The organism is Pseudomonas sp. WS 5027 (assembly GCF_012985695.1).
Lineage (GTDB): Bacteria > Pseudomonadota > Gammaproteobacteria > Pseudomonadales > Pseudomonadaceae > Aquipseudomonas > Aquipseudomonas hygromyciniae.
The window spans coordinates 107,732-131,172 of sequence record NZ_JAAQWU010000011.1 but is presented as its reverse complement, the minus strand read 5'-3'; the positions used below and the strand labels follow the sequence as shown (position 1 = coordinate 131,172).

Sequence of the window (23,441 nt, the reverse complement as noted above, 5' to 3'; positions counted from 1 at the left end):
GCGCGATCCTCTTTTTCACCCCGCCGATTGGCGGGGTTTTTTTTTGCTGCCCGCGCGGGCGGCGGGTTCTGTCAGAATGGCCTGAATATCGTGAGTGAGCGTTTACCGTCGGGGAATGGCATGCCGTTGAAACGTTTGAATAGCCTGTCCGAAATATCGCCTGATGAATGGAACGCGCTGGTCCCCGAGGATCAGCCGTTTCTGCGCCATGCTTTTCTCAGTGCGCTGGAGGACAGTGCCAGCCTTGGCCGGCATTCTGGCTGGCAGCCGGAGCACTTGCTGCATTACGAGGGTGAGCGGCTGGTCGCGGCACTGCCCAGCTATCGCAAATGGCACTCCTATGGCGAATACGTGTTTGACCATGGCTGGGCGGACGCCTGCGCGCGCGCCGGCATCGATTACTACCCCAAGCTGCTGACAGCCGTGCCCTTTAGTCCGGTCAGCGGGCCACGCTTGCTGGCGGCCAATGGCGCGGATGGCCTGGAGCTGCTCCAGAGCCTGCCGGGTTATCTGGAGATCGAAGGGCTTTCCAGTGCCCACATCAACTTCACCGATACCATGGCCGACGCGGCCTTGGGCCAGCAACCTGACTGGCTGGAACGCCTGGGTTGCCAGTTCCACTGGCAGAACCGTGGTTATCGCGACTTTCAGGACTTCCTCGACGCCCTGAGTTCGCGCAAGCGCAAACAGATGCGCAAGGAGCGCGAGCAAGTAGCGGGGCAGGGGATCGAGTTCGAGTGGCTGCAAGGCCATGAGTTGAGCGAGGCCCATTGGGATTTTGTCTACGCTTGCTACGCCAACACCTACGCCGTGCGCCGGCAGTCGCCGTACCTGACGCGGGCGTTTTTCAGCCTGTTGGCCGAACGCATGCCGCAGGCGATACGGGTGGTGCTGGCCAAGCAAGAGGCGCGGCCGGTGGCCATGGCGTTCAGTCTGGTCGGCGGTGACAGCCTATATGGCCGCTACTGGGGCTGCCTGGGCGAGTTCGACCGGCTGCATTTCGAGACTTGCTTCTATCAAGGCATGGACTACGCGATCGCCAATGGCCTGCAGCGTTTCGATGCGGGTGCCCAGGGCGAGCACAAGTTGATCCGTGGGTTTGAGCCGGTGATTACCCATTCCTGGCATTACTTGCGCCATCCGGGCTTGAAAACCGCCGTGGCGGATTTCCTTGAGCGTGAGCGGGTGGGGATTCTGGCGTATGCCGAAGAGGCGCGCTCGGCGTTGCCGTATCGGCAGCAATAACGCTCAGGGAATTCAACCTGTTCCCCCTGTAGGAGCGAGCTTGCTCGCGAAGAACTCAAGTACACCGCGTTCATTCTGGATAAACGCGGCGCCCTCAGGTTCTTCGCGAGCAAGCTCGCTCCTACAGGGTGGATCGACGTGGGTGGATCAGGCGGTTTGTTCCTTGCCCAACCAACGGTAGGTGATACCACCGATCACCGCGCCAAGGATCGGCGCCAGCCAGAACAGCCACAGTTGCTGGATCGCCCAGCCGCCGACAATCAACGCAGGGCCGGTGCTGCGGGCCGGGTTGACCGAGGTGTTGGTGACCGGGATGGAGATCAGGTGGATCAGCGTCAGCCCCAGGCCAATGGCGATGGGTGCCAAACCCGCCGGGGCACGACGGTCAGTGGCGCCGAGGATGATCAGCAGGAACATCGCGGTCATCACCAGTTCGGTGACAAACCCCGCCGCCATTGAATACCCGCCTGGCGAATGCTCACCGTAGCCGTTTGACGCTAGCCCTGAAGCCAGTTCAAAACCCGGTTTGCCGCTGGCAATGAAGTACAGCAACGCTGCTGCCACCACGCCGCCAATGACTTGCGCGACGATATACGCAGGCAGCTCCTTGACCGGAAACCGGCCGCCGACAACCAGGCCCACGGTGACTGCCGGGTTGAGGTGACAGCCGCTGATATGGCCAATGGCAAACGCCATCGTCAGGACCGTCAGTCCAAATGCCAGGGAGACCCCCAGTAGACCAATTCCGACATCGGGGAACGCTGCGGCCAGAACCGCACTCCCGCAACCACCCAACACCAGCCAAAACGTACCTAGCCCTTCTGTAACGGAACGTTTGAACAGAGACATGAACGCGTCCTTCTAAATCAACTGGTCGGTGAGGCTTCCCTGCAGTCTGATGTCAGGGCCCTCCCTGGGCCCTGATTGCAGTACAGCAGGATTGTGATACACGGCCAGTGAGATAGAAAAAACTGTCAGAATTGTTCGGAATTGATAACGCGGTTAGTAGTCCAGAATCAGTCGATACCGACGAATCCTCCGGTCTGGTGCTGCCACAATCGTGAGTACAGGCCGCCGTGTGCCAGCAACTGAGCGTGGCTGCCCGTCTCGGCGATCTGGCCTTTTTCCAGGACCACCAACCTGTCCATTCGAGCAATCGTGGACAGGCGGTGGGCGATGGCGATGACCGTCTTGCCTTGCATCAGGGTTTCCAGGCTTTCCTGGATGGCCGCTTCCACTTCCGAGTCCAGGGCCGAAGTCGCTTCGTCCATGATCAGGATCGGCGCGTCCTTGAGCAGGACCCGGGCGATTGCGATGCGTTGGCGTTGCCCGCCGGAGAGTTTCACCCCGCGCTCACCCACATGGGCGTCCAGGCCGATGCGGCCCTCGGAGTCCGACAGCAGCGGGATAAATTCATCGGCACGCGCCTTGCGTATGGCTTCCCAAAGTTCTTGGTCGGTGGCGTCGGGTTTGCCATACAGCAGGTTGTCGCGGATCGAACGGTGCAGCAGCGAGGTGTCCTGGGTAATCATGCCGATGCGTTCGCGCAGGCTTTCCTGGGCTACTTCGGCGATGTTCTGGCCGTCGATCAGGATGCGCCCGCCTTGTAGGTCGTAGAGGCGCAGCAGCAGGTTGACCAGGGTCGACTTGCCGGCACCGGAAGGGCCGATCAGGCCGATCTTTTCCCCTGGCTTGATCGCCAGGTTCAGGCCACCGATGATGCCGCTGCTCTTGCCGTAGTGGAAATCCACCTGTTCAAAGCGCACTTCGCCGTGGGGCACATGCAGGCGCGGGGCGTTTTCGCGGTCGATCACCGCCAGTGGCTGGGCGATGGTTTTCAGGCCGTCCTGGACCATGCCGATGTTCTCGAAAATGCCGTTGACCACCCACATGATCCAACCCGACATATTGACGATGCGGATCACCAGGCCGGTGGCCAGGGCAATGGCGCCCACCGAGATCAGCGACTGCGTCCACAACCACAGGGCCAGGCCGGTGGTGGTGACGATGAGCAGGCCGTTCATGCTGGTGATAACCACGTCCATGCTGGTGACTACGCGGCTGGCCAACTGGGTTTTTTCGGTCTGCTCGATGATCGCTTCCTTGGCGTACTCCTGCTCGGACTGGGTGTGGGCGAACAGCTTCAAGGTGGTGATATTGGTGTAGCCATCGACGATGCGCCCCATCAATTTGGAGCGCGCCTCGGAGGAAATCACCGAGCGTTCCTTGACCCGTGGCACGAAGTAGCGCAGCGCCAGGCTGTAGGCAATGATCCAGGTGACCAGCGGGATCATCAGGCGCCAGTCGGCCTCGGCAAACAGCACCAGGGAGCTGATGGCGTAGATTGCCACGTGCCAGATGGCATCGACGGCGGCGACGGCCGAGTCGCGCAGCGAGTTGCCGGTCTGCATGATGCGTTGGGCAATGCGCCCGGCAAAATCGTTCTGGAAGAAGTTCAGGCTCTGCTTGAGCACGTAACTGTGGTTCTGCCAGCGGATCAGGCTGGTCATGCCGGGGCTGATGGTCTGGTGCACCAGCAGGTCGTGCAGGGCACCGAATATCGGGCGCAGCAGCAGGGCGACCACGGCCATCCAGATCAACTCGGTGGCATGGGTCTGGAAGAAATTGGCCGGCGGCGTGCCTTGGGCCAGGTCGATGATGCGGCTCAGGTAGCTGAACAGCGCCACTTCGATCAACGCGCCAATCAGGCCCACCACCAGCAGCGCGGCAAAGCACGGCCACACCTGGCGCAGGTAATAGAGGTAGAAGGGCAGGACTTTATCGGGAGGTGCCGCGCTGGGAGCGTCGCGGAAGATATCGATCAGTTGTTCAAAACGACGATAGAGCATTAGGTCTGACGCCCGCTGGGCGGGCTCTCCTTTTCAAATACACGCGCCGCCTTGTGGGCGGCACGCGGAACTCCCTGTGGACCTTAGTCGATGCGCTTGGCCGACTTGATCAGGACAGGATCGATAGGCACGTTTTGCATGCCTTGCTTAGTAGTGGTTTGCGAGTTGACGATGATATCGACCACGTCCATGCCCTTGACCACTTTGGCAAATACCGCGTAGCCAGCATCACGGCCTGGGTCGAGGAAGGCGTTGTCGGCTACGTTGATGAAGAACTGGCTGGTGGCCGAATTCGGGTTGCTGGTACGCGCCATGGACAAGGTGCCACGCACGTTGTGCAGGCCGTTGCTGGCTTCGTTCTTGATCGGCGGTTCAGTAGGTTTTTGCAACATTTGCTGGGTGAATCCGCCACCTTGCACCATAAAGCCCGGGATCACCCGGTGAAAAATGGTGTTGGTGTAGAAGCCCTTGTCGACATAGGCCAGGAAGTTCTTGGTACTGATCGGCGCCTTGACCGGATCCAGCTCGATTTCGATCTCGCCATTGGTAGTGGTGATCAATACGTGTGGTGCCTTGGCCGGCGTGGCCGCCATCAGGTTGGCAGCAAACAGAACAGAACCGGCAAAAACGGCGATTTTTTTCAGCATGGGTCAGTGATCCTGGGAAGTGGTTTCGACTGTCTTGAGAAAATCGAGCAGGGTTGTATTGAAGGTTTCGGGTTGGTCCAGCGGTGTGGCGTGGCGCGAATCCTCGATCACCACCAACCGCGCATCGGGCAGCAGTTTTACATAGATTTGTTTCTGTGCCACCGGGGTGTAGTCATGGTCGGCGCTGATGACCAGGGTTGGACAGGTGATTTTCGAAAGTCGTTCCTGCACGCCCCAGCCCACAATCGCGTCGAAGCTTTTGAGGTAAGCACGTTTGTCGTTTCGTGCCCAGCGCTCGGCCATCTTGCGCCGCAGGTCGGCCTGTTCGGGTTTGGGGAACAGCCTGTCACCGAGGGCCTTGCCGATGGTCTTCAAGCTCAGCACACGTGCCAGGCTCCAGCGCTTGGCCCATTGCCAATAATCATCGGCACTGCGCACCTTGACCTCGGGTGCGCTGTTGACGATGCACAGGCTCTTGAGCAGATGCGGTTGGTCGACCGCCAGTTGAAAGGCGATCATCCCGCCCATCGACAGGCCCACCACATGGGCGGCGGGCAGTTGCAGGTGTTCGATCAATGCCACCAGGTCGGCGGTAAAACCAGCGATGCTGTAGCGCTCCCGGGGCTTGTCGGAGCGGCCGTGACCGCGCACATCCAGCAGCACCAAGCGGTAATGCCGGGACAATACCGGTATTTGCAGTTCCCAATCCTGGCAACTGGAGCCCAGGCCGTGGATCAGGATCAGCGGCTCGCCGTGGCCGTATTCCTCGTAATGCAGGGTGCAACCTTCATGTTCGAAATAGGCCATGGGTGAACTCCGTTTCAGGCTTGCCGGGGCGCGGCAAAAGGTGCGTCCAGCGGTGCGGTGTCGAAGGTGCGCAGCAGTTCGACGAGAATCTGCGTGGCCGGGCCCAGGGGCTTGTCCTTGTTCGAGTACAGGTAGAACGTCGGGTGGCGGCTGCCGCCTTGCTCCAGGGGCAGTTGCTTGAGTACGCCTTCTTTAAGCTCGCGCTCGATCATGTGCCGCGGCAGCCAGGCAAACCCCAGGCCGCTGCCGACGAACGTAGCGGCAGTGGCCAGGCTGCCCACGGTCCAGCGCTGTTCGGCGCCGAGCCAGCCGACGTCCCTTGGTTGCTGGCGCCCGGAGTCGCGGATCACCACTTGCATCTGGCTTTCCAGGTCCTGGAAGCTCAATTCGCGGTTAAGCCGGTGCAATGGGTGTTCGGGGTGGGCCACGGCGACAAATTCCACATCGCTCATTTCCGTGCCCAGGTAGCCAGGAATGCTGAAGCCGCTGATCGCCAGGTCGGCGACGCCTTCAATCAGCAGTTCCTCGACACCCGACAGCACTTCTTCACGCAGGCGCACGCGGCAGCCACGGCTTTGCGGCATAAAGGCGGTGAGGGCGCGCACTAGGCGGGCGTTGGGGTAGGCGGCATCGACCACCAGGCGCACTTCGGCTTCCCAACCCTGTTCCATATGATGGGCCAGGTCTTCCAACTGGCTGGCGTTTTTCACCAGTTGCCGGGAGCGGCGCAACAGCACTTCGCCGGCGTCGGTGAGCACGGCCTTGCGCCCATCGATGCGCAGCAGGGGCACGCCCAACTGGTCTTGCATGCGGGCTACGGTGTAGCTCACCGAGGATTGCGAGCGGTGCAGTACTTCGGCCGCCTGGGCGAAGCCGCCATGGTCGACCACGGCTTGCAACGTGCGCCATTGATCAAGGGTCACGCGGGGCGCTTTCAAGATGAGCTCCTCTTGTCCTAAGCTGGCGGTCCTTATTGGAGACTGCCGAATGAGAAAATTCTGTTGTGTAGTGCTGGCACTGTTGCCGCTGAGCGCGTTTGCCTATCCGATCGACGTGTCAAAATCGATCAAGGGGGTCAGCATCGATTACAAGGCGTCCGATGTGGACAGTGAGATCAGCTCCATCCAACTCAGTAACTTCGGCAGCAACGATGCTGCGTGCAGGGTCGCATTTACCAATGGTCCGGAGCCTGCGCGGGTACGCAATGTCACGGTTCCCGCCGGCAAAAGCACCAACACCACGGTCAAGTTCAGCCGCGCGATCATCAAGATGCGCATCAAACTGACCTGCGAGCCCAAATAACGCAGAAGCGGGGCACGGCCATCGCCAGGCTCCGCTTATAAACAACTTAATAGATGGGTTATAGCAGTTTTTTACGCTTTTTTATCGAATGGGCTCTGTTTAACCTTCACTCCATCGACTTACAGCAATTACAGATGGAGCCTACAAAGCCATGTCCAATGTTCTGATCATCGAAAGCAGCGCCCGCCAACAGGATTCCATCTCTCGCCAGTTGACCCAACAGTTCATCAGCCAATGGCAGGCCGCCCACCCGGCCGATCAGATCAGCGTGCGCGACCTGGCGGTCAACCCGGTACCGCACCTGGACGCCAACCTGTTGGGCGGCTGGATGAAGCCGGTCGAGCAGCGCAATGCCGATGAGCAGGCTTCCCTGGACCGTTCCAACCAACTGACCGACGAACTGCTGGCCGCCGACGTGCTGGTAATGGCCGCGCCGATGTACAACTTTGCCATCCCCAGCACCCTCAAAGCCTGGCTTGACCATGTATTGCGGGCCGGCGTGACGTTCAAGTACACCGCCACCGGGCCCCAAGGTCTGCTGACCGGCAAGCGCGCCTTTGTGTTGACCGCCCGTGGCGGTATCCACACCGGCGCGAGCAGCGATCACCAGGAACCGTATCTGCGTCAGGTCATGGGTTTTATCGGTATCCATGACGTCACCTTCATTCATGCCGAAGGGGTGAACCTGGGTGGGGACTTCCAGGAAAAGGGTATGAACCACGCCAAGGCCCTGCTGGCACAGGTTGCCTGAAGCGTTAATCGCCAGATAATCGCGTGGTGTTTATATAACTCCACGCAACCCTTCAAGTACGCGTATCGAACCTCCCTTTGCACTTGTTGCTCCTGAGTGCTCCTGCCCGACTGCCGCTTTAGCGAGGTCGGGTTTTTTTTGCCCCGAGTTTCGCCTCGCCGGGAAAAACGCTAATGTCGCGCCCATTCAAATACGAGGCGACCATGGGCTATTTACTGATTGTCACGCTGATCCAGGCGTTTTCCTTCAGCCTGATCGGCGAATACCTGGCCGGTCATGTCGACAGCTATTTCGCCGTGCTGGTGCGTGTGCTGCTGGCTGGGCTGGTGTTTATCCCGCTGACCCGCTGGCGCTCGGTGGAGCCCGCGTTCATGCGCGGCATGCTGCTGATCGGCGCGTTGCAGTTTGGCGTGACGTATGTGTGCCTGTACTTGAGCTTTCGCGTGTTGACGGTGCCGGAGGTGTTGCTGTTCACCATCCTTACGCCGTTGCATGTGACGCTGATTGAAGACGCGCTGAACCGGCGTTTCAACCCGTGGGCACTGATTGCCGCGCTGGTTGCTGTGGCAGGTGCGGCAGTGATCCGCTTTGACCAGATCAGCCCGGACTTCTTCATGGGCTTCTTGTTGCTGCAACTGGCCAACTTCACCTACGCCGCCGGGCAAGTGCTGTACCGACGCCTGGTGGCGCGTCATCCAAGCGACTTGCCGCATTATCGGCGCTTTGGCTATTTCTACCTGGGGGCATTGGCCGTGGTATTGCCGGCGTTCCTGCTGTTCGGCAAGGCCAACTTCTTGCCCGAAGCGCCGTTGCAGTGGGGGGTATTGGTGTTTCTGGGGCTGGTCAGTACCGCGTTGGGCTTGTACTGGTGGAACAAGGGCGCCTGCCTGGTCAACGGCGGCACGTTGGCGGTAATGAACAATCTGCATGTGCCGGTGGGGTTATTGCTGAACCTGCTGATCTGGAATCAGCATGAGCCGTTGGGGCGGCTGTTCCTGGGCGGGGCGGTGATCGTAGCGGCGGTGTGGATCAGCCGGTTGGGCGTGCGCCCGGCTGTGGGGCTTGCCAACCGGTGATGAGTGTTGTGGGAGCGGGCTTGCTCGCGAATGCGGCGGGTCAGAGCCAGATATGCTGACTGACATGCCGCATTCGCGAGCAAGCCCGCTCCCACAAGGGTTCAGCTTATAGCGCGGCTTTTTCGGGGGCTGGCAAATGGCTGGCACCCAACACCGCCGGCAACACCCCGGCCCGCAGGTCATTGCCACTTGGCTGCTGGTACAGGCTCAGGCCAAACTCCGGCAACACTGCCAATAGGTAGTCAAAAATATCCCCCTGGATGCGCTCGTAATCCGCCCACGCCGTGGTGCGGGTAAAGCAGTAGATTTCCAGGGGCACGCCCTGGGAGGTGGTCTGCATCTGGCGCACCATGCAGGTCATGTTCGGCTGGATATCCGGATGGCTCTTGAGGTACGCCAGGGCGTAGGCACGGAAGGTTCCCAGGTTGGTCATCCGTCGGCGGTTGGCCGAGAGTTGCGCGCTGTGGCCCTGGGCTTCGTTCCAGGCCTTCAATTCTGCCTGTTTGCGGCTGATGTAGTCGGTCAGCAGGTGGACCTGGGTCATGCGCATTTCTTCATCGTCGCGCAGGAAGCGCACGCCGGCCGCGTCGATAAACAGGCTGCGCTTGATCCGCCGCCCGCCCGAGGCCTGCATGCCGCGCCAGTTCTTGAACGATTCGGACATCAGGCGCCAGGTGGGGATCGAGACGATGGTCTTGTCGAAATTCTGCACCTTGACCGTATGCAAGGTGATATCCACCACATCGCCATCGGCACCGACCTGGGGCATTTCAATCCAGTCGCCGACCCGCAGCATGTCGTTGCTGGTCAATTGCACGCTGGCGACAAACGACAGCAGTGTGTCCTTGTACACCAACAGGATCACCGCCGACATCGCACCCAGGCCGGACAACAGTAACAGCGGCGAGCGGTCGATCAGCGTGGCGACGATGATGATCGCGCCAAACACGAACAACACCATTTTCGCCAATTGCACATAGCCCTTGATCGAGCGCGTGCGTGCATGTTCGGTGCGGGCGTAGATATCCAGCAGGGCGTTGAGCAGGGCGCTCATGGCTAGGACCTGGAACAGGATGGTGAACGCCAGCGCCACGTTGCCGATGAACAACGCGGCGTTTTTACTCAGTTCCGGCACCAGGTGCAGGCCGAACTGGATCACCAGGGACGGCGTCATCTGTGCCAGGCGATGGAAGACTTTGTTGTGCCGCAGGTCATTGAGCCAGTGCAGCGCCGGCTGGCGCCCGAGCAGTTTGACGGTGTGCAGGATGAGGTAGCGAGCCACCCGTCCGACAATCAGGGCCACGACCAGCAGCACCAGCAAGGCGATGCTTGAATGCAGCAGCGGATGTTGGTCCAGGGCACCCCAGAGGTCTTGGACGTTGAGCCAGAGCTGTTTGATATCCATGGTTAAACGCGATTCTTCTGTAAGACATGACGGGGCGATTAGAGCATTTAAGTGCTGCAAAGTTGTGCAGGCAGACAAATCACCTGACAAAAAACCATCTGATTGGCCCACTTCGCGTAAAGAGACTCGGCCTGAGCGCCCGAAACCGTTACCCTATGCAGCTGATTTTTTGTATTTCTTCGAGGTAGCACCCGTGTTTTCCCAATTCGCCCTGCACGAACGCCTGCTCAAAGCCGTGGCCGAGCTTAAATTTGTCGAGCCTACGCCTGTGCAAGCAGCGGCCATCCCGCTCGCGCTCCAAGGGCGTGACCTGCGGGTGACGGCTCAAACCGGGAGCGGCAAGACCGCTGCTTTCGTCCTGCCGATCCTTAACCGTCTGATCGGCCCGGCCAAGATCCGCGTCAGCATCAAGACCCTGATCCTGTTGCCTACCCGCGAACTGGCCCAGCAGACCTTGAAGGAAGTGGAGCGCTTCTCGCAGTTCACCTTCATCAAATCCGGCCTGATCACTGGCGGTGAAGACTTCAAGGTGCAGGCCGCGATGCTGCGCAAGGTCCCGGATATCCTGATCGGCACCCCTGGGCGGATGATCGAGCAACTGAACGCCGGCAACCTGGACCTCAAGGAAGTCGAAGTGCTGGTGCTCGACGAAGCTGACCGCATGCTCGACATGGGGTTTGCCGACGACGTACAGCGCCTGGTCGAAGAGTGTGTCAACCGCCAGCAGACCATGCTGTTCTCCGCCACCACTGGCGGTTCGACCCTGCGCGAGATGGTCGCCAAGGTCCTGAACAACCCTGAGCACCTGCAGGTCAACAACGTCAGCGACCTGAACTCGACTACCCGTCAGCAGATCATCACCGCTGATCACAATGTGCACAAAGAGCAGATTCTCAACTGGCTGCTGGCCAACGAGACCTATCAGAAGGCCATTGTGTTCACCAACACCCGAGCCATGGCCGACCGGATCTACGGGCGCCTGGTGGCTCAGGAGTACAAGGCGTTTGTCTTGCACGGTGAGAAGGACCAGAAGGACCGCAAGCTGGCCATCGACCGCCTCAAGCAGGGCGGCGTGAAGATCCTGGTGGCCACCGACGTCGCCGCGCGCGGCCTGGACGTCGAAGGCCTGGATATGGTGATCAACTTCGATATGCCGCGCAGCGGCGACGAATATGTGCACCGTATCGGCCGTACCGGGCGTGCGGGCAACGATGGCCTGGCCATTTCGCTGATCTGCCATGGCGACTGGAACCTGATGTCGAGCATCGAACGCTACCTCAAGCAGTCGTTCGAGCGCCGTACCATCAAGGAAGTCAAAGGTACCTACACCGGGCCGAAGAAGGTCAAGGCCTCGGGTAAGGCCGTGGGCGTGAAGAAGAAAAAGGTCGACGCCAAGGGCGACAAGAAGAAGGCCGGCGCCAAGTCGCCGACCAAGCGCAAGATCGCCAACCGGCCGAAGACCGACAATCTGTCGTTGGTCAGCAAGGACGGCATGGCGCCGCTCAAGCGCCGCAAGCCAGAAGCACCGGCAGCCGAGTAATACGGCGGCGCACAAAAAAACCGGACAATGTCCGGTTTTTTTTGCCTTCAGTTCTTTGCCTTGGCCGCTGCTTCCTTCAATTCCTTGAGTCGTGCCTCGATCAACTGGCACTTGTCGGGAAACTTCGAACTTTCGGTATCCAGGTCCATTTGCTGCAGTTCATCGTTGATTTCCTTGGCCTTGGTCGGGTTCTGCTGGGTGAGGGTGCTGACTTCCTTGGCCAGTTGCTCACGTTTTTCCGTGGCCTCTTCCGGGGTGCAGGCCCAGGCGGGCAGAGCGCTTAACAGGGTGGCGGCGACAGCCAGTTGCATCAGGGTTTTCATGGAGCGGACCTCCTTGGTGGTGATACCCGGTTGAGGGCGCGCGCGCCCGTAAAGTTCAGTGCAATCACGCTCGTCCATCCGGCTGAACGGCGCCAGCACCCGCGTGTCACAACTTTTGAGGGCGACTAATCAGTTCGCCTGCCGGAGGAATCAGGATGAGCACTTACAACTGGGATCTGATCGAACGTCTGTTACACGAAGTGCAGAATGGCGAGGGCAGCTTTGCCCCACGCAAGTATGCCGAGCAGGAAGCCGCCGAGAAGGCCACGGCCGGCGACTTCAACGGTGACCTCGATGCGCTGAAAAAGACCGCTGCCGACTACGAGGCGCTCTTGTTCAAGCGCGGCTTTATCGAGTCCCGTCCAGAGGATCAGGGCGGCAACGGTGAGAACTTCATTTTGACGGTCCTGGGCGCCCGTTTGCTGGCGCTGATCGACAGTTCCATTCCGGGTAACGATCACCCGCGCCAGGTTTTGGACGAGCAGGTCGATGCGCTGGATCCGGCGACGTTCGAGGTCGTGGCCTCCAAAGCGCAAATCGCCTGAGCCGACGCAAACTGCCAAAGCAGTCGCCTAGGTCGCGCTGCCCTTGAGGCACTTGAGGGACTGGAAGTCGCTGCGCACCTTATCGATCCTCTGCACCAGCTTCTGTCGTTGCTGGACCGTGCTTTCGGCCATCAAATCCACCAGCAGGCTGCGGGCCGCCGCTTCGGTCTGGGCATAGGCCTGGCGATAGTCCGCGGTCCACAGGCTTTCACGGTCCACCAGCAGTTGCTCCATCTTGCCCGGGAAGTCGCTGCTGGCCCGTTGATTGACTGCCGCGATGAACTGCGCCTGCCAATGGGCGCGGTTGCCGATCCATTGCTGGTTCTGCGCACCGAGGGCGGTGGACCAGGCCTGCACACGCTGCTGCTGGCTGGCGCTCAACGGGCCGAGCCAGGCATCCAGGCGTTTGCTCATGCGCTCGCTACGGTCTTTGATCTGCTGCTCCAGGGGCGGCTTGAGGTATTCGTCCTGGCGTTTACGCAGGTCTTTGGTCAGTGCTTGATCCATCGCCCGTACCTGCTGCTCATCCAGCCCGCGCAGCAACTCGATGGCGGATGGGGTGATCTGCCGGGCGACCTCGGCGATTGCCTGCTTGGCTTCAAGGGTGCGGGTTTGCAGGGCGGCATCACTGACTTGATGGTTGTCGACCATCTGTTGCAGGCGGTCGAGCCAGTCCAGGTAGCCGGGCAATTGGGTGGTGCAGTGCCAGGCGAGGTGGTCCTTGAGGGTGTCGTTGAACCAGCTTTTCTGCCCGGCGTTCATGTCCAGGTAGTCATTGAGGGTCCAGGGGATGATCACGTCGAGGTTGCGATAGGCCAGGCCCACGCGGTTACAGCCGGAAAGCAGGACGCTCAGGGCCAGCAAGGCCACCAGGATTCTTAACCGACACAGCATGGGCGAGTCCTTGCGCAGACCAGGGATGTTCATCTGAACTCGCCGGGGGCGTGACAGTTCAGCCCATCAATAAAACGACCGCTCGGCCTTCAGGGTCAACAGGCCATCACATTGCGAATTGTGTCCGGAGTAGGCCGAGCAGTCGCTGCCGCTGAGGCTGGAGTCGCTGTAGATCAGGTCCAGGTCGACGCCCATCCACGGTCGGGAGAATTTCACCGACCAGTCGCTGAAACTGCGAATCGAGCCGCCTTCGACCGATGCTGGGGCGCCTAACTGATGAGTGGTGTACTTCATGCTCACGCCAATGCCGAACGGCTGGGTGCCGCCCAGGTCGGCAAACAGGGTGCTGTCGCGACGATCGGGATCGTTGCCCAATGACACGCCAAACCGATTGCCCAGCAAGTTCAGGCCGCCGTAGAACTCCTGGCTGTCGAGGGGGCTCAGCTTGGGGTAGCTGTAGTGGATCATCCCCAGTTCATAGCCCAGGGTCTGGTCGAACGGGCGCTTGAAGCCCATGTAGGAGTCGACTTCCAGTTTACTGGCGGGCGACAGCCCCATGCTCGGCGAAAACTGGCCGAAATACAGACCGCTGGCGTGGCTCAGGTCGAGGCCACCGTGGAACGAGTTGCTGCTCGCAGAGGTGGGTTTGACCAGGCCTTGGGCCATGCTGCGGCTGGGCGTGGTCCCCAGTTTCAAGTCGAAGTCGCCCAGTTCACGCTGGAAAACCTGCGCGTCGGCGAGAGGGCTGGCGAGCAGGGCGCTGACCAGGAAAATGCAGGGCTTGAGCAAGCGTCACTCCATGAAAAGCGAGGAGCAGTAACAGAAGGAATCGGGCAAACGCCCGTTCTAGACGTGTGCAAGCATACCGGCGAAAGTCAGGGGGTGAGGCCCGTTCGTCGATTGGCAGGGTTGAATGTGTGTTGGGGGGAGGGTGCTGGCTCTAGTCCTAGCGCCTTGATAGGCAAGGCGCTTAGGGACCAGGTGGGGTGCGTAGGCGGCTTTGCGCTTACTTCTTGCCCAGGGTGATCTGCTTGGACGGGCCGAAAGTCTGGCCGCTCACGCCCTTGGCGATCTGCTGGATTTCGCCACCGGACTTGAGGAACGCGGCGATTTGGTTGTTGATCGATTCGCTGGTTTCAACGGCGGGAGCGGGCTTTGCTTTGCTGTTGGATGCTTTTACGCGCATGGCGGCCACTAACCTGTAGAAAATTAACTTGGCCAGGCATCGTACATGAAATGCTTGACAATTGCTTGGTAAATATCTCCCAGGAATAAGCTGCGTTATTGTAAATACCTAAGTTGGTCTTTGGCTGAGGGCCCTAACTCGCTGTTTTAAATAGAAACCCGAGGGGAAAACCGCACCTGGCCATCGATGCCAGCCTGTGGCCTGACCTGACGAGCGGAGCGATTGGCTAAAATCCCCTGGCAAACCCGCGATTTTTCAGGGTTGCGCGCCTGGACACGGGACCGCCGCCTTCAACTCGGGTAGAATGCCGCCCACGCAATGAGGGTATTGGAAATGGCTTTAGTCGGGCGCTACAACAGTTTGCAAGTGGTTAAACACACTAACTTTGGTTTGTATCTGGACGGTGAGCAAGAGGGCGAAATCCTCTTGCCCAATCGTTATATTCCCAAAGATATTCCCAGTGAAGATGAAGACTGGCTTAACGTTTTTATTTATCTGGACAGCGATGACAAACTTATCGCCACCACTGAAAAACCAAAAGTACAGGTGGGCGAGTTTGCCAGCCTGAAAGTGGTCGAAGTCAATAGCATCGGGGTGTTCCTCGACTGGGGTCTACCCAAGGACTTGCTGCTGCCTTACTCCGAAGAAAAGCGCCAACTGACCGCCGGTGAATACTGCGTGGTGCATGTCTACCTCGACAAGCACACCAAGCGCATCACGGCCACCGCGCGCCTGGACCGTTACCTGGACAAGACCCCGGCCAACTACACCGTGGGCCAGGAAGTCGACTTGCTGGTTGCCGAAGCCACTGATATGGGGTTCAAGGCAATCATCAACAACAAGCACTGGGGCCTGATCCACAAGAACGAAGTGTTCAAGTTCCTGCGTCCGGGCAAGGAAGAGAAGGGTTTCATCAAGGAAATCCGCGCCGACGGCAATATCAGCCTGAGCCTGCAACCGGTCGGCGAACAAGCGGCGTCCAGCCTGAACTCGAAGATCCTCGCCAAGTTGCGTGAAAACAACGGCAGCTTGCCGGTCAGCGACAAGAGCGACCCGACCGTGATCAGCAACTTGTTCGGCGTGAGCAAGGGCAACTTCAAGAAGGCTATTGGTGCGCTGTACAAGCAGGGTCAGATCGTGATTCATGCCGACCGCATTGAACTAAGCTGATCGCTCCTGCTCTTGTGTAGGAGTCGCTATCGCCGGCAAGCCGGCTCCTACAGTAGGTTGTCGCCATGGGCAAAAAAGTCGTGTTTGCTTACCTCGGGACGTTATTGGCTTTTTTAGTGCTCGATGGCCTCTGGCTTGGCGTGTTGATGGGGCCGACCTATAAGGCCCTGCTGGGGCCGCTGATGCTTGAACAACCGCGATTACTCCCTGCGGTTTTGTTCTACCTGCTTTATGTGATCGGCTGTGTAGCTTTTGTGGTGTTGCCGGCTCTGGCCAGTGGTGGCTGGCAACGGGCCGCCCGGCTCGGTGCCTTGCTCGGGTTGGTGGCTTATGGCACCTATGACTTGAGCAACTGGGCGACCTTGCAAGGCTGGTCGGCGGGCCTGGCATTGATGGACATGGCGTGGGGCACCTTCCTCACAGCGGCCTGTTGCTCGTTGGGGTACGGGGCGGCTTACCGCGTCAGGGGCTGACCCGCGCCCGGCAATCAATCGGTGCCGGGGCCGGTCGTAGCAGCAATGCACCGGCCAGTATCAGGCCACTTCCCGCCACTATCAGCGCCGGCTGCAAGTCGCCGCTGAGGTGACTGCTCAGCGAGGCCAGTAGCGGTCCACTTAACTGGCCCAGGGCAAAACACGCCGTCAGCAGCCCCGTGCTGCGTTGCGCACCGTGGGGTGCGATTTCCCGCAGGCGCTGCATCACCAGTTGCATGCACGCCAGGAACGGCAGACCGCACAGCACCACGCCCAATGCCAAACCCACACCATTGCCCAGCAAACAAGCGAAGACGCCGGCCGCTTGCAGCCATAGGGTGGCCATCAACCAATAGCGTGTAGTGTCGGGGTTGGGCTTGCGCAGGCTGACCAGCAACACACCCAGGGCTGCCGCGAGGCCAAAGCACGGCCAGAACAGGTCCGCCTGCCAGGCGCCCTTGAACTGCGCGCTGGCCATTTGTGACAGGAACGTGGCGGGGATGATGTAGCCCAAGCCAAACAGCAGGTAAACCCAGCCCAGGTGCGCGATGTTGCCATTGCTCCTGTTAGCCGCGCTGCTGCGCTGCGGCTGTCCCCTGTCCGGCTTGGGCAGGAACGGCAGGATCACCAGCAGCATGACCAGGGCGACCACGCCATATACCAGCCACAACGTCGCCGAATCCTCGCCCAGCAGGTTCGAGCCCAATGCCAACAATCCCGTGAGCAGAATTCCCAACCCAGGCCCGGCAAACACCAGTGCTCCGAGTCGTGGGCGCCCTGTGGCAACCGCCAGGGGTTGGCTCAGGCCGGTGATCATCACCAGCACCCAGGCGCTGGCCACGCCGGTGCCAAAGCGCAACATCAGGTGCGACCAGAAACCGTTGGCCCAGAACGACGCCAGGGTCAGCAGCACACACAGCCACAAACCGCCGAGCAACCGCCCGCGTATGTGGTGATGACTGCGTGCGAACATCGAGTCCACGGCCCCTACGAAATAGCCCAGGTAGTTGGCTGCAGCAATCAGCCCGGCGTCGGTCAGGTCGATTTGCCCTTCACTGAGCAAGTGCGGCATCTGCGGGGTAAGGGCGAAGCGGCCAATGCCCATGGCCATCATCAGGGCAATAAAGCTGGCGAGTAAACGGATCAGGGGCGACATGGGCCAAACTCCTGCAAGAAGCGATGACCTCAGGTTAAGGTGGATTGGTATTCAGTAAAAATGAATAATACTGAGAAACTTGTTCAGTTTAGGAGAAGGCCTGTGGAGTTCAGCCAACTGCGTATTTTCCAGGCCGTGGCCGAAGAGGGCTCTATCACCCGTGCGGCAGAGCGATTGCACCGGGTACCGTCGAACCTCTCGACCCGGCTCAAGCAAATGGAAGAGCAACTCGGTGTCGAGTTGTTTGTGCGCGAGCGCCAGCGCCTGCAGCTATCGCCCGCCGGCAAGGTGTTGCTCGACTACAGCACGCGCCTTTTAGCCCTACATGACGAGGCGCACGGCGCGGTGCAGGGCGGCCATCCAGCCGGGGACTTTGTGTTGGGCAGCATGTACAGCACCGCCGCGATCCATTTGCCGAAACTGTTGGCGCAATATCACAAGGCTTACCCCATGGTGAACCTGCAGGTGCAATCGGCACCCAGCGGCGAACTGCTCGAGGGCCTGATCACCGGGCGCCTGGATGCGGCGCTGGTGGATGGCCCGCTGAGCCTGGCGACCCTGGACGGTGTGCCACTGTGCGAAGAGCGCTTGTTGTTGATCTGCGAGGCGGACCACCCGCCGGTGCGTGGCCCGCAGGATGTGGCCGGGCGCGCGGTGTTCACCTTCCGACGCAGTTGTTCCTATCGGGCGCGTCTGGAAGCGTGGTTTTCCCACGACCGCGTAGCCATGGGCCGGGCCATCGAGATTGAGTCGTATCAAGGCATGCTGGCGTGTGTGATCGCCGGTTCCGGGGTCGCGTTGATGTCCGAATCGATGCTCGACAGCCTGCCCGGCAAGGGCAGCGTATCGATCCATCCCCTGGCCGAGCCGTTTGCCCACGCCACTACGTGGCTGATGTGGCGCAAGGGCATGCTTGGGGCTAATCTCAACGCTTGGATTGACCTGCAGCAAGAGGGCAAGACGCGGCTGCCACAAGAGGCGCGGGCGATTGCTTGACCGCATCGTCAGGATTTGTATCAATTCAGTAATGGTTCGTTGCGGTTTCAGGCAAGCATTACGTGGGACTTAGTACTACTATCTGTAGGAAGCAGCCACAGAATTCCAGCTGCTCGGCACTACCCTCAAAGGGGGCACCATGAAAGAAAAACTGCAAAACTGGCTGCACGACCTCGGCGTCGCACTCGGCTTGATCGAGCCACCGCTGCAACCGGTGCCTATCCGCACCGATGACGAACAGCGCCGCCCGCGTCGCAGGTAAGCCCGGAAAAGCGCTCAGACACAGGGTTTGAGCGCGGTTGTAGGACCACGCAACACCGCAGATTCAATGTGGGAGCGGGCTTGCTCGCGATTACGGTAAATCAGTCACTGAACGGTTGACTGACCTACCGTAATCGCGAGCAAGCCCACTCCCACTTTTTGTTTGGTGTTTTAAATAAAAAACGGATGCGACAACCGACGTCGCACCCGCTGAAGCAAGCTTTACTCAGGCAGCGTCGGCTGCCGCCACCTGTGGCCGACGCGACAGCACACTCACCAGTACAAAACTCACCACGCTCACGCCCAGGCTGTAGTAGATCGGTGTGTTTGCCTCCAGACCATCCTTGATCATGAACACCAGCGACGTGGCAAACCCCAGTGCCATGGCGCTGATTGCCCCTGAGGTGGTGGCGCGTTTCCAGTAGATCGCCCCGATCAGCGGGATCAACATGCCGCCGACCAGCAGGTTATAGGCCAGGGTCAAGGCGCTGATCACATCGGTGACCACCAGAGCGATTGCCAGTACGGCAATACCGGTCAGCAGGGTGAACAGGCGGTTGATGTTCAGGCTCGACTGTTTGCCGCCGCGCAGGCGTGGCAGCAGGTCTTCGGTGAGCACGGTGGAGGCGGCGAGCAGCCCGGCGCTGGCCGTGGACATCATGGCCGCCAGGGCCGCTGCGATCACCAGGCCACGCAGGCCGTCGGGTAACGACAGTTTGACGATGGCGGCGAAGGCGTTGTTGACGTTGTCCAGGTCCGGGATCAGCACATGGGCGGCCATGCCGATCAGGGCACAGGCCAGGCCGTAGAGGATGCAGTAGAAACCGGCGAAAGTGCCTGCATACTTGGCGACCTTTTCGTCACGGGCGGTAAAGACCCGTTGCCAAATGTCCTGGCCGATCAGGATGCCGAAAAAGTAGATCATGAAGTAGGTGATGATGGTGTCCCAGCCGATGCTGGTGAAGCTGAAACTGGCCGCCGGCAGCTTGGCCACCAGTTCATCCCAGCCGCCCACGCGGTACAGGCAGATCGGCAGCAGGATAAACATCAGGCCGACGGTCTTGATCACGAACTGCACGATATCGGTCAAGGTCAGCGACCACATGCCGCCAATGGTCGAATACACCAGCACCACGCCCCCACCCAGTAGGATTGCGGCCCAGAACGGCAGGTCAAACATCACTTGCAATACGGTGCCGATCCCCAGGATTGAAGTCACTGCCAGCATCAACGCGTAGGCCAGCATGATCAGCCCGCTGGCCTGGCGGGCCGTGGGGTTGTAGCGCTGCTCCAGGACCTGGGTCACGGTGAAGATTTTCAGCTTGAGCAAGGGTTTGGCGAGGAACAGGTTCAGCGCAATGATCCCTGCACCCAGCGCTGCGCAGAGCCAAAAGCCGGAAATGCCGTGGACATACCCCAGGCGCACGCTGCCAACGGTGGACGCGCCACCGAGCACCGTTGCTGCCATGGTGCCCATGTACAGCGTCGGCCCCAGGTTGCGCCCGGCGACCAGGTAGTCTTCATGAGTCTTGGCCCGGCGCATGCCGAAATAGCCGAGCACGAGCATGCCGGCGGCGTAGATAAGTACGACGAATAGATCCAAAGCCATGGTGGCGAGTCTCCAATTATTATTTTTATAGGTGTTCAGGCGCGGGGCACATGGCCCCGCGCTACATCAACGGTGCGTGACGCCAGGCAGCACGCAGAGCATTTCGTACAGCAGGTTGGCGCCCAGCAACGAGGTGTTGCCCGTGGTGTCGTAGGGCGGAGAAACTTCCACCAGATCACAACCAATCAGGTCCAGGCCCTGGCAGCCACGGATAATCTCGATCGCCTGGATGGTGGTCAGCCCGCCGATTTCCGGGGTGCCGGTACCAGGTGCCCAGGCCGGGTCGATGCCGTCGATGTCGAAACTCAGGTACACCGGGCCGCCGCCGACCTTTTCCCGGACTTCGGCCATCAACGGCGCGAGGGACTGGTGCCAGCACTCTTCGGCCTGGACCACGCGAAAGCCTTGTTTACGGCTCCAGTTGAAGTCTTCGGCGGTATAGCCCTGGGCGCGCAGGCCGATTTGCACTACGCGGTCGCAATCGAGCAGGCCCTCTTCGACGGCACGGCGGAAGGTGGTGCCGTGGGCGATTTTCTCGCCGAACATGTGGTCGTTGACGTCAGCGTGGGCATCGATATGCACCAGCCCGACCTTGCCGTGCTTCTTGTGGATCGCCCGCAGGATCGGCAGGGTGATGGTGTGGTCGCCGCCCAGGGTCAGCGGGATCACGTCGTGCTTGAGGATCTCATCGTAGGATTCTTCGATGATGCGCACGGCGTCCAGCAGGTTGAAGGTGTTGATCGCCACATCGCCGATGTCAGCCACCGACAGTGAGTCGAACGGTGCGGCGCCGGTGGCCATGTTGTAGGGGCGGATCATCACCGACTCGGCGCGGATCTCGCGGGGCCCGAAGCGGGTACCGGCGCGCAGCGAGGTGCCGATATCCAGGGGCACGCCGACAAAGGCTGCATCCAGGCCGGCGGCGGTTTGCAGGTGGGGCAGGCGCATCATGGTGGCGATGCCGGCAAAGCGCGGCATTTCGTTGCCGCCCAGTGGTTGGTGAAAGATCTTGTCCACGGGAATGCCTCATCGATGTTGTGGTTATCAGAGGCCGATTCTGCGAAATGTCGGACAAGGGAAGAATCGCTGCGGGGAAATACTTAGTTCAGATTTTTCTGAACTAATGCCTGGGGTAGACTCCACCGGTGTGCAAAACCTGTTCCCTGTAGGAGCGAGCTTGCTCGCGAAAAACGTTAACGATGACGCGGGCATTTAGAATGTACGCGGCGCTCTCAGGTTTTTCGCGAGCAAGCTCGCTCCTACAGGGAATGGGCCTGTCAGCCGATTTTTTGCCTGGAGGTTCCATGGCCAGCGCCTTGCCCGACCTGAAACTGCTGCGCATCTTCGTCAGCGTCGTGCGCCACCAAGGGTTTGCCAATGCCCAGCACGAGCTCAACTTGTCGACGTCCGCCATCAGCACCTATATGAGCCAGCTGGAAGGCGCGTTGGGCCTGGTGCTGTGCCATCGCGGGCGTGGCGGTTTCAGCCTGACCAGCAAGGGCGAGCTGTTTCACCAGGAAACCTTGCGCCTGCTGGCCGAGTTGGAGGGCTTCGAGCAATACGCCGCGGCGCTCAAGGGCGAGTTGCGCGGCACGCTCAAACTGGGCGTGCTCGACTCCACCGTCAGCGACAAGGCCCTGCCGTTCGCCGAAGTCATCGGCGCCTACAGCCTTGAGCACCCGGCGGTGCATTTGCATTTGTCGGTCATGAGCCCCTACGAGCTGCAACTCGGGGTCCAGGACAATCGCCTGGACCTGGCCATCGGCGCCTTCTCCAACCGCATGAGTGGGTTGATGTACATGCCGTTGTACCGCGAACAGCATTGGCTTTACTGCAGTTCGCGGCATCCACTGTTCAGCGAGCGGCGCATCCCGGAACAGGTGATTACCCAGCAACGCATGGTCGGGCGCGGTTATTGGAGCCAGGCGGAACTGGCGCGCCATGGCTTCAAACATAGCGCCGCGACGGTGGAAAGTATGGAAGCGCAGCTAATCCTGGTGCTGTCCGGCGCTTACATCGGCTACTTGCCCGAACACTACGCCCAAGCCTGGGCCGACAAGGGCGATTTGCGGGTGCTGCTGCCTGCGACTTTTGGCTACCAGGCACCGTTTTCGTTGATCATGCGCCGTGGGCGCAGCCGCGAGCCGTTGATCCAGACCTTCCGCGATTTACTCAAAGCACAGCTCAATTAGGCCTGAATATGTCCAGACCCCAATGCCCCCGCTGCCTGCGGCCGACCACTCACTGCCTGTGCGCGCTGATTCCGAACCTGGACAGCCGCACCCGGGTGCTGCTGTTGCAACATCCCAGCGAGGTCAACCACGCACTCAATACCGCGCGTCTGGCCGCGTTGGGCCTGGTGAATGCACAACTGGTGGTGGGTGAAGTATTCGAGGACTTGCAGAACTTGCTCAATCCGCCTGGCTACCAGGCGCGGCTGTTGTTTCCCGCCGAGGATGCGCAGCCGCTGCAGGCCTACAGCCCATCCGACGAACCGTTGCTGCTGGTGGTGCCCGACGGCACCTGGCGCAAGGCGCGCAAGTTGCTGCACCTCAACCCGCTGCTGGCGGCGTTGCCACGGGTGACGCTGGCTGCGGGCGCGGTGTCCCGTTATCGGTTGCGCAAGGCACCGGGGCCGGGGGCGTTGTCGACGGTGGAGGCGATTGTGCAGGCGCTGCAGGTGCTAGAGGCGCCGCAGTCATTCGAGCCGTTGTTGCGGCCGTTTGAGGCGTTGATCGAGGGGCAGATTGCGGCGATGGGCGAACATATCTACCGCAGGAATCACGGGGATACGAGTTCTGTCTAACGGAGTCAGGAGCAGTGGGGTGGGCTGCTCCAGTCGAGGTCTTGAGGGTCGCTGCATTTAGCGCATTTTGAGCCTGATCCGTGTTGAAGCAGAGGCATTGGACGCTGACTTCAGGTCAGTTACGTGAGTAAAGCAATGTCGAAATAATGAGGAGAACGCCTACTTTTTTTTGCATGATTTTAGGCCTGCTCTTGTACGAAAAGTCTACTTGATAGCCCTTGCAGGAGGGGGCTTCCCCCTTGAATGACTACACCCAGAGGCGGCGAGCGCCAGCACTGGTGGAGGATTTGGAGCTAGATTCAGTTTTAGTGTGCGGCTGTAGTTGGCAAGTTGCCGGGATGACATGTTTGGAAATATTTAAAAAAGTATAAGATTTGTCTTGTCTGAAAAAAATTTTTAC

General features: G+C 60.1%; 25 protein-coding genes. 12 read left to right on the top strand and 13 right to left on the bottom strand.

The genetic code is table 11. From position 1 onward, the window contains the following. Positions 1-120: 120 nt before the first annotated feature. Entirely contained in the window at positions 121-1,245 is a 1,125-nt protein-coding gene (locus tag HBO09_RS15225) for a GNAT family N-acetyltransferase (RefSeq protein ID WP_169993426.1), read from the top strand. A 147-nt stretch (positions 1,246-1,392) separates the two neighbouring features. Here the strand turns inward: HBO09_RS15225 and aqpZ are convergent, their stop codons facing one another. From aqpZ to HBO09_RS15200, 5 genes are all read right to left on the bottom strand, one after another. After that, complete coding sequence (gene aqpZ / locus HBO09_RS15220) at positions 1,393-2,094, bottom strand: aquaporin Z (protein WP_169993424.1); 702 nt, start codon at positions 2,092-2,094, stop codon at positions 1,393-1,395. Between the two features lie 167 nt (positions 2,095-2,261). Continuing rightward, positions 2,262-4,094: an ABC transporter ATP-binding protein gene (locus HBO09_RS15215; protein WP_169993422.1), complete on the bottom strand. Its 1,833-nt coding sequence runs from the start codon at positions 4,092-4,094 to the stop codon at positions 2,262-2,264. 83 nt (positions 4,095-4,177) lie between these two features. Further along, positions 4,178-4,741 (bottom strand): peptidylprolyl isomerase, encoded by a 564-nt coding sequence (locus HBO09_RS15210; protein WP_169993420.1) that lies wholly within the window; start codon positions 4,739-4,741, stop codon positions 4,178-4,180. 3 nt (positions 4,742-4,744) lie between these two features. Beyond that, complete coding sequence (locus HBO09_RS15205; RefSeq protein ID WP_169993418.1) at positions 4,745-5,548, bottom strand: alpha/beta hydrolase; 804 nt, start codon at positions 5,546-5,548, stop codon at positions 4,745-4,747. A 14-nt stretch (positions 5,549-5,562) separates the two neighbouring features. Beyond that, positions 5,563-6,486, bottom strand: coding sequence for a LysR family transcriptional regulator (locus tag HBO09_RS15200; protein ID WP_169993416.1), 924 nt, complete (start codon positions 6,484-6,486; stop codon positions 5,563-5,565). A gap of 49 nt (positions 6,487-6,535) precedes the next feature. Between HBO09_RS15200 and HBO09_RS15195 the strand changes: the two genes are divergently transcribed. The 3 genes from HBO09_RS15195 to HBO09_RS15185 all read left to right on the top strand — a co-directional run bounded on the left by HBO09_RS15195 (position 6,536) and on the right by HBO09_RS15185 (position 8,677). Further along, positions 6,536-6,850, top strand: coding sequence for a 3-phosphoglycerate kinase (locus HBO09_RS15195; RefSeq protein ID WP_169993414.1), 315 nt, complete (start codon positions 6,536-6,538; stop codon positions 6,848-6,850). Positions 6,851-7,001: 151 nt separating this feature from the next. After that, positions 7,002-7,601 (top strand): FMN-dependent NADH-azoreductase, encoded by a 600-nt coding sequence (locus HBO09_RS15190; protein WP_169993412.1) that lies wholly within the window; start codon positions 7,002-7,004, stop codon positions 7,599-7,601. Between the two features lie 203 nt (positions 7,602-7,804). Beyond that, positions 7,805-8,677, top strand: coding sequence for a carboxylate/amino acid/amine transporter (locus tag HBO09_RS15185; protein ID WP_169993634.1), 873 nt, complete (start codon positions 7,805-7,807; stop codon positions 8,675-8,677). Between the two features lie 106 nt (positions 8,678-8,783). On the opposite strand, the gene HBO09_RS15180 is transcribed toward HBO09_RS15185, so the two are convergent. Beyond that, positions 8,784-10,082: a mechanosensitive ion channel family protein gene (locus HBO09_RS15180; RefSeq protein WP_169993411.1), complete on the bottom strand. Its 1,299-nt coding sequence runs from the start codon at positions 10,080-10,082 to the stop codon at positions 8,784-8,786. 193 nt (positions 10,083-10,275) lie between these two features. Here HBO09_RS15180 and HBO09_RS15175 point away from each other — a divergent pair, with 193 nt between their 5' ends. Further along, positions 10,276-11,622, top strand: coding sequence for a DEAD/DEAH box helicase (locus tag HBO09_RS15175; protein WP_029292371.1), 1,347 nt, complete (start codon positions 10,276-10,278; stop codon positions 11,620-11,622). Between the two features lie 47 nt (positions 11,623-11,669). Here the strand turns inward: HBO09_RS15175 and HBO09_RS15170 are convergent, their stop codons facing one another. Then, positions 11,670-11,945, bottom strand: coding sequence for a hypothetical protein (locus HBO09_RS15170; RefSeq protein WP_169993409.1), 276 nt, complete (start codon positions 11,943-11,945; stop codon positions 11,670-11,672). 155 nt (positions 11,946-12,100) lie between these two features. Here HBO09_RS15170 and HBO09_RS15165 point away from each other — a divergent pair, with 155 nt between their 5' ends. Continuing rightward, entirely contained in the window at positions 12,101-12,490 is a 390-nt protein-coding gene (locus HBO09_RS15165) for a transcriptional regulator (RefSeq protein WP_169993407.1), read from the top strand. 27 nt (positions 12,491-12,517) lie between these two features. Here the strand turns inward: HBO09_RS15165 and HBO09_RS15160 are convergent, their stop codons facing one another. The 3 genes from HBO09_RS15160 to HBO09_RS15150 form a co-directional block, all read right to left on the bottom strand. Beyond that, on the bottom strand, positions 12,518-13,384 hold the full coding sequence (locus tag HBO09_RS15160; protein ID WP_169993632.1) for a DUF6279 family lipoprotein: 867 nt from the start codon (positions 13,382-13,384) through the stop codon (positions 12,518-12,520). 66 nt (positions 13,385-13,450) lie between these two features. After that, positions 13,451-14,173, bottom strand: coding sequence for a TorF family putative porin (locus HBO09_RS15155; protein ID WP_169993405.1), 723 nt, complete (start codon positions 14,171-14,173; stop codon positions 13,451-13,453). A 217-nt stretch (positions 14,174-14,390) separates the two neighbouring features. Further along, positions 14,391-14,570 (bottom strand): hypothetical protein, encoded by a 180-nt coding sequence (locus tag HBO09_RS15150; RefSeq protein WP_007946007.1) that lies wholly within the window; start codon positions 14,568-14,570, stop codon positions 14,391-14,393. Between the two features lie 333 nt (positions 14,571-14,903). On the opposite strand from HBO09_RS15150, the gene HBO09_RS15145 reads away from it, so the two are divergent. Next, positions 14,904-15,740: a S1-like domain-containing RNA-binding protein gene (locus HBO09_RS15145; protein ID WP_029292380.1), complete on the top strand. Its 837-nt coding sequence runs from the start codon at positions 14,904-14,906 to the stop codon at positions 15,738-15,740. Between the two features lie 65 nt (positions 15,741-15,805). Beyond that, positions 15,806-16,213, top strand: a complete 408-nt coding sequence (locus HBO09_RS15140; protein ID WP_169993403.1) for a DUF2177 family protein — start codon at positions 15,806-15,808, stop codon at positions 16,211-16,213. Here HBO09_RS15140 and HBO09_RS15135 read toward each other — a convergent pair. Then, positions 16,203-17,369 (bottom strand): MFS transporter, encoded by a 1,167-nt coding sequence (locus HBO09_RS15135; protein ID WP_169993401.1) that lies wholly within the window; start codon positions 17,367-17,369, stop codon positions 16,203-16,205. The two genes, HBO09_RS15140 and HBO09_RS15135, sit on opposite strands and share 11 nt — an antisense overlap. Positions 17,370-17,471: 102 nt before the next feature. Here HBO09_RS15135 and HBO09_RS15130 point away from each other — a divergent pair, with 102 nt between their 5' ends. Then, positions 17,472-18,365: a LysR family transcriptional regulator gene (locus HBO09_RS15130; protein ID WP_169993399.1), complete on the top strand. Its 894-nt coding sequence runs from the start codon at positions 17,472-17,474 to the stop codon at positions 18,363-18,365. 139 nt (positions 18,366-18,504) lie between these two features. Continuing rightward, the gene (locus HBO09_RS28940; protein WP_003210728.1) at positions 18,505-18,627 is read left to right on the top strand and encodes a PA1414 family protein; all 123 of its coding nucleotides are present in this window, start codon (positions 18,505-18,507) and stop codon (positions 18,625-18,627) included. 225 nt (positions 18,628-18,852) lie between these two features. Here HBO09_RS28940 and HBO09_RS15125 read toward each other — a convergent pair whose 3' ends face one another. Next, positions 18,853-20,235, bottom strand: a complete 1,383-nt coding sequence (locus HBO09_RS15125; RefSeq protein WP_169993375.1) for a sodium:solute symporter — start codon at positions 20,233-20,235, stop codon at positions 18,853-18,855. A gap of 66 nt (positions 20,236-20,301) precedes the next feature. Then, complete coding sequence (speB, locus tag HBO09_RS15120) at positions 20,302-21,252, bottom strand: agmatinase (RefSeq protein ID WP_032863463.1); 951 nt, start codon at positions 21,250-21,252, stop codon at positions 20,302-20,304. A gap of 287 nt (positions 21,253-21,539) precedes the next feature. Between speB and HBO09_RS15115 the strand changes: the two genes are divergently transcribed. After that, positions 21,540-22,427: a LysR family transcriptional regulator gene (locus tag HBO09_RS15115; RefSeq protein WP_169993373.1), complete on the top strand. Its 888-nt coding sequence runs from the start codon at positions 21,540-21,542 to the stop codon at positions 22,425-22,427. Positions 22,428-22,435: 8 nt separating this feature from the next. Beyond that, on the top strand, positions 22,436-23,041 hold the full coding sequence (locus HBO09_RS15110) for a DTW domain-containing protein (RefSeq protein WP_169993371.1): 606 nt from the start codon (positions 22,436-22,438) through the stop codon (positions 23,039-23,041). Positions 23,042-23,441: the final 400 nt, after the last annotated feature.

Excerpts from the sequence above, each read along its gene's own strand:
- HBO09_RS15225 (WP_169993426.1), top strand. The coding sequence starts at position 121 with ATGCCGTTGAAACGTTTGAATAGCCTGTCCGAAATATCGCCTGATGAA.
- aqpZ (WP_169993424.1), bottom strand. The coding sequence starts at position 2,094 with ATGTCTCTGTTCAAACGTTCCGTTACAGAAGGGCTAGGTACGTTTTGG.
- HBO09_RS15215 (WP_169993422.1), bottom strand. The coding sequence starts at position 4,094 with ATGCTCTATCGTCGTTTTGAACAACTGATCGATATCTTCCGCGACGCT.
- HBO09_RS15210 (WP_169993420.1), bottom strand. The coding sequence starts at position 4,741 with ATGCTGAAAAAAATCGCCGTTTTTGCCGGTTCTGTTCTGTTTGCTGCC.
- HBO09_RS15205 (WP_169993418.1), bottom strand. The coding sequence starts at position 5,548 with ATGGCCTATTTCGAACATGAAGGTTGCACCCTGCATTACGAGGAATAC.
- HBO09_RS15195 (WP_169993414.1), top strand. The coding sequence starts at position 6,536 with ATGAGAAAATTCTGTTGTGTAGTGCTGGCACTGTTGCCGCTGAGCGCG.
- HBO09_RS15190 (WP_169993412.1), top strand. The coding sequence starts at position 7,002 with ATGTCCAATGTTCTGATCATCGAAAGCAGCGCCCGCCAACAGGATTCC.
- HBO09_RS15185 (WP_169993634.1), top strand. The coding sequence starts at position 7,805 with ATGGGCTATTTACTGATTGTCACGCTGATCCAGGCGTTTTCCTTCAGC.
- HBO09_RS15180 (WP_169993411.1), bottom strand. The coding sequence starts at position 10,082 with ATGGATATCAAACAGCTCTGGCTCAACGTCCAAGACCTCTGGGGTGCC.
- HBO09_RS15170 (WP_169993409.1), bottom strand. The coding sequence starts at position 11,945 with ATGAAAACCCTGATGCAACTGGCTGTCGCCGCCACCCTGTTAAGCGCT.
- HBO09_RS15165 (WP_169993407.1), top strand. The coding sequence starts at position 12,101 with ATGAGCACTTACAACTGGGATCTGATCGAACGTCTGTTACACGAAGTG.
- HBO09_RS15160 (WP_169993632.1), bottom strand. The coding sequence starts at position 13,384 with ATGCTGTGTCGGTTAAGAATCCTGGTGGCCTTGCTGGCCCTGAGCGTC.
- HBO09_RS15150 (WP_007946007.1), bottom strand. The coding sequence starts at position 14,570 with ATGCGCGTAAAAGCATCCAACAGCAAAGCAAAGCCCGCTCCCGCCGTT.
- HBO09_RS15145 (WP_029292380.1), top strand. The coding sequence starts at position 14,904 with ATGGCTTTAGTCGGGCGCTACAACAGTTTGCAAGTGGTTAAACACACT.
- HBO09_RS15140 (WP_169993403.1), top strand. The coding sequence starts at position 15,806 with ATGGGCAAAAAAGTCGTGTTTGCTTACCTCGGGACGTTATTGGCTTTT.
- HBO09_RS15135 (WP_169993401.1), bottom strand. The coding sequence starts at position 17,369 with ATGTCGCCCCTGATCCGTTTACTCGCCAGCTTTATTGCCCTGATGATG.
- HBO09_RS28940 (WP_003210728.1), top strand. The coding sequence starts at position 18,505 with ATGAAAGAAAAACTGCAAAACTGGCTGCACGACCTCGGCGTCGCACTC.
- HBO09_RS15125 (WP_169993375.1), bottom strand. The coding sequence starts at position 20,235 with ATGGCTTTGGATCTATTCGTCGTACTTATCTACGCCGCCGGCATGCTC.
- HBO09_RS15115 (WP_169993373.1), top strand. The coding sequence starts at position 21,540 with ATGGCCAGCGCCTTGCCCGACCTGAAACTGCTGCGCATCTTCGTCAGC.
- HBO09_RS15110 (WP_169993371.1), top strand. The coding sequence starts at position 22,436 with ATGTCCAGACCCCAATGCCCCCGCTGCCTGCGGCCGACCACTCACTGC.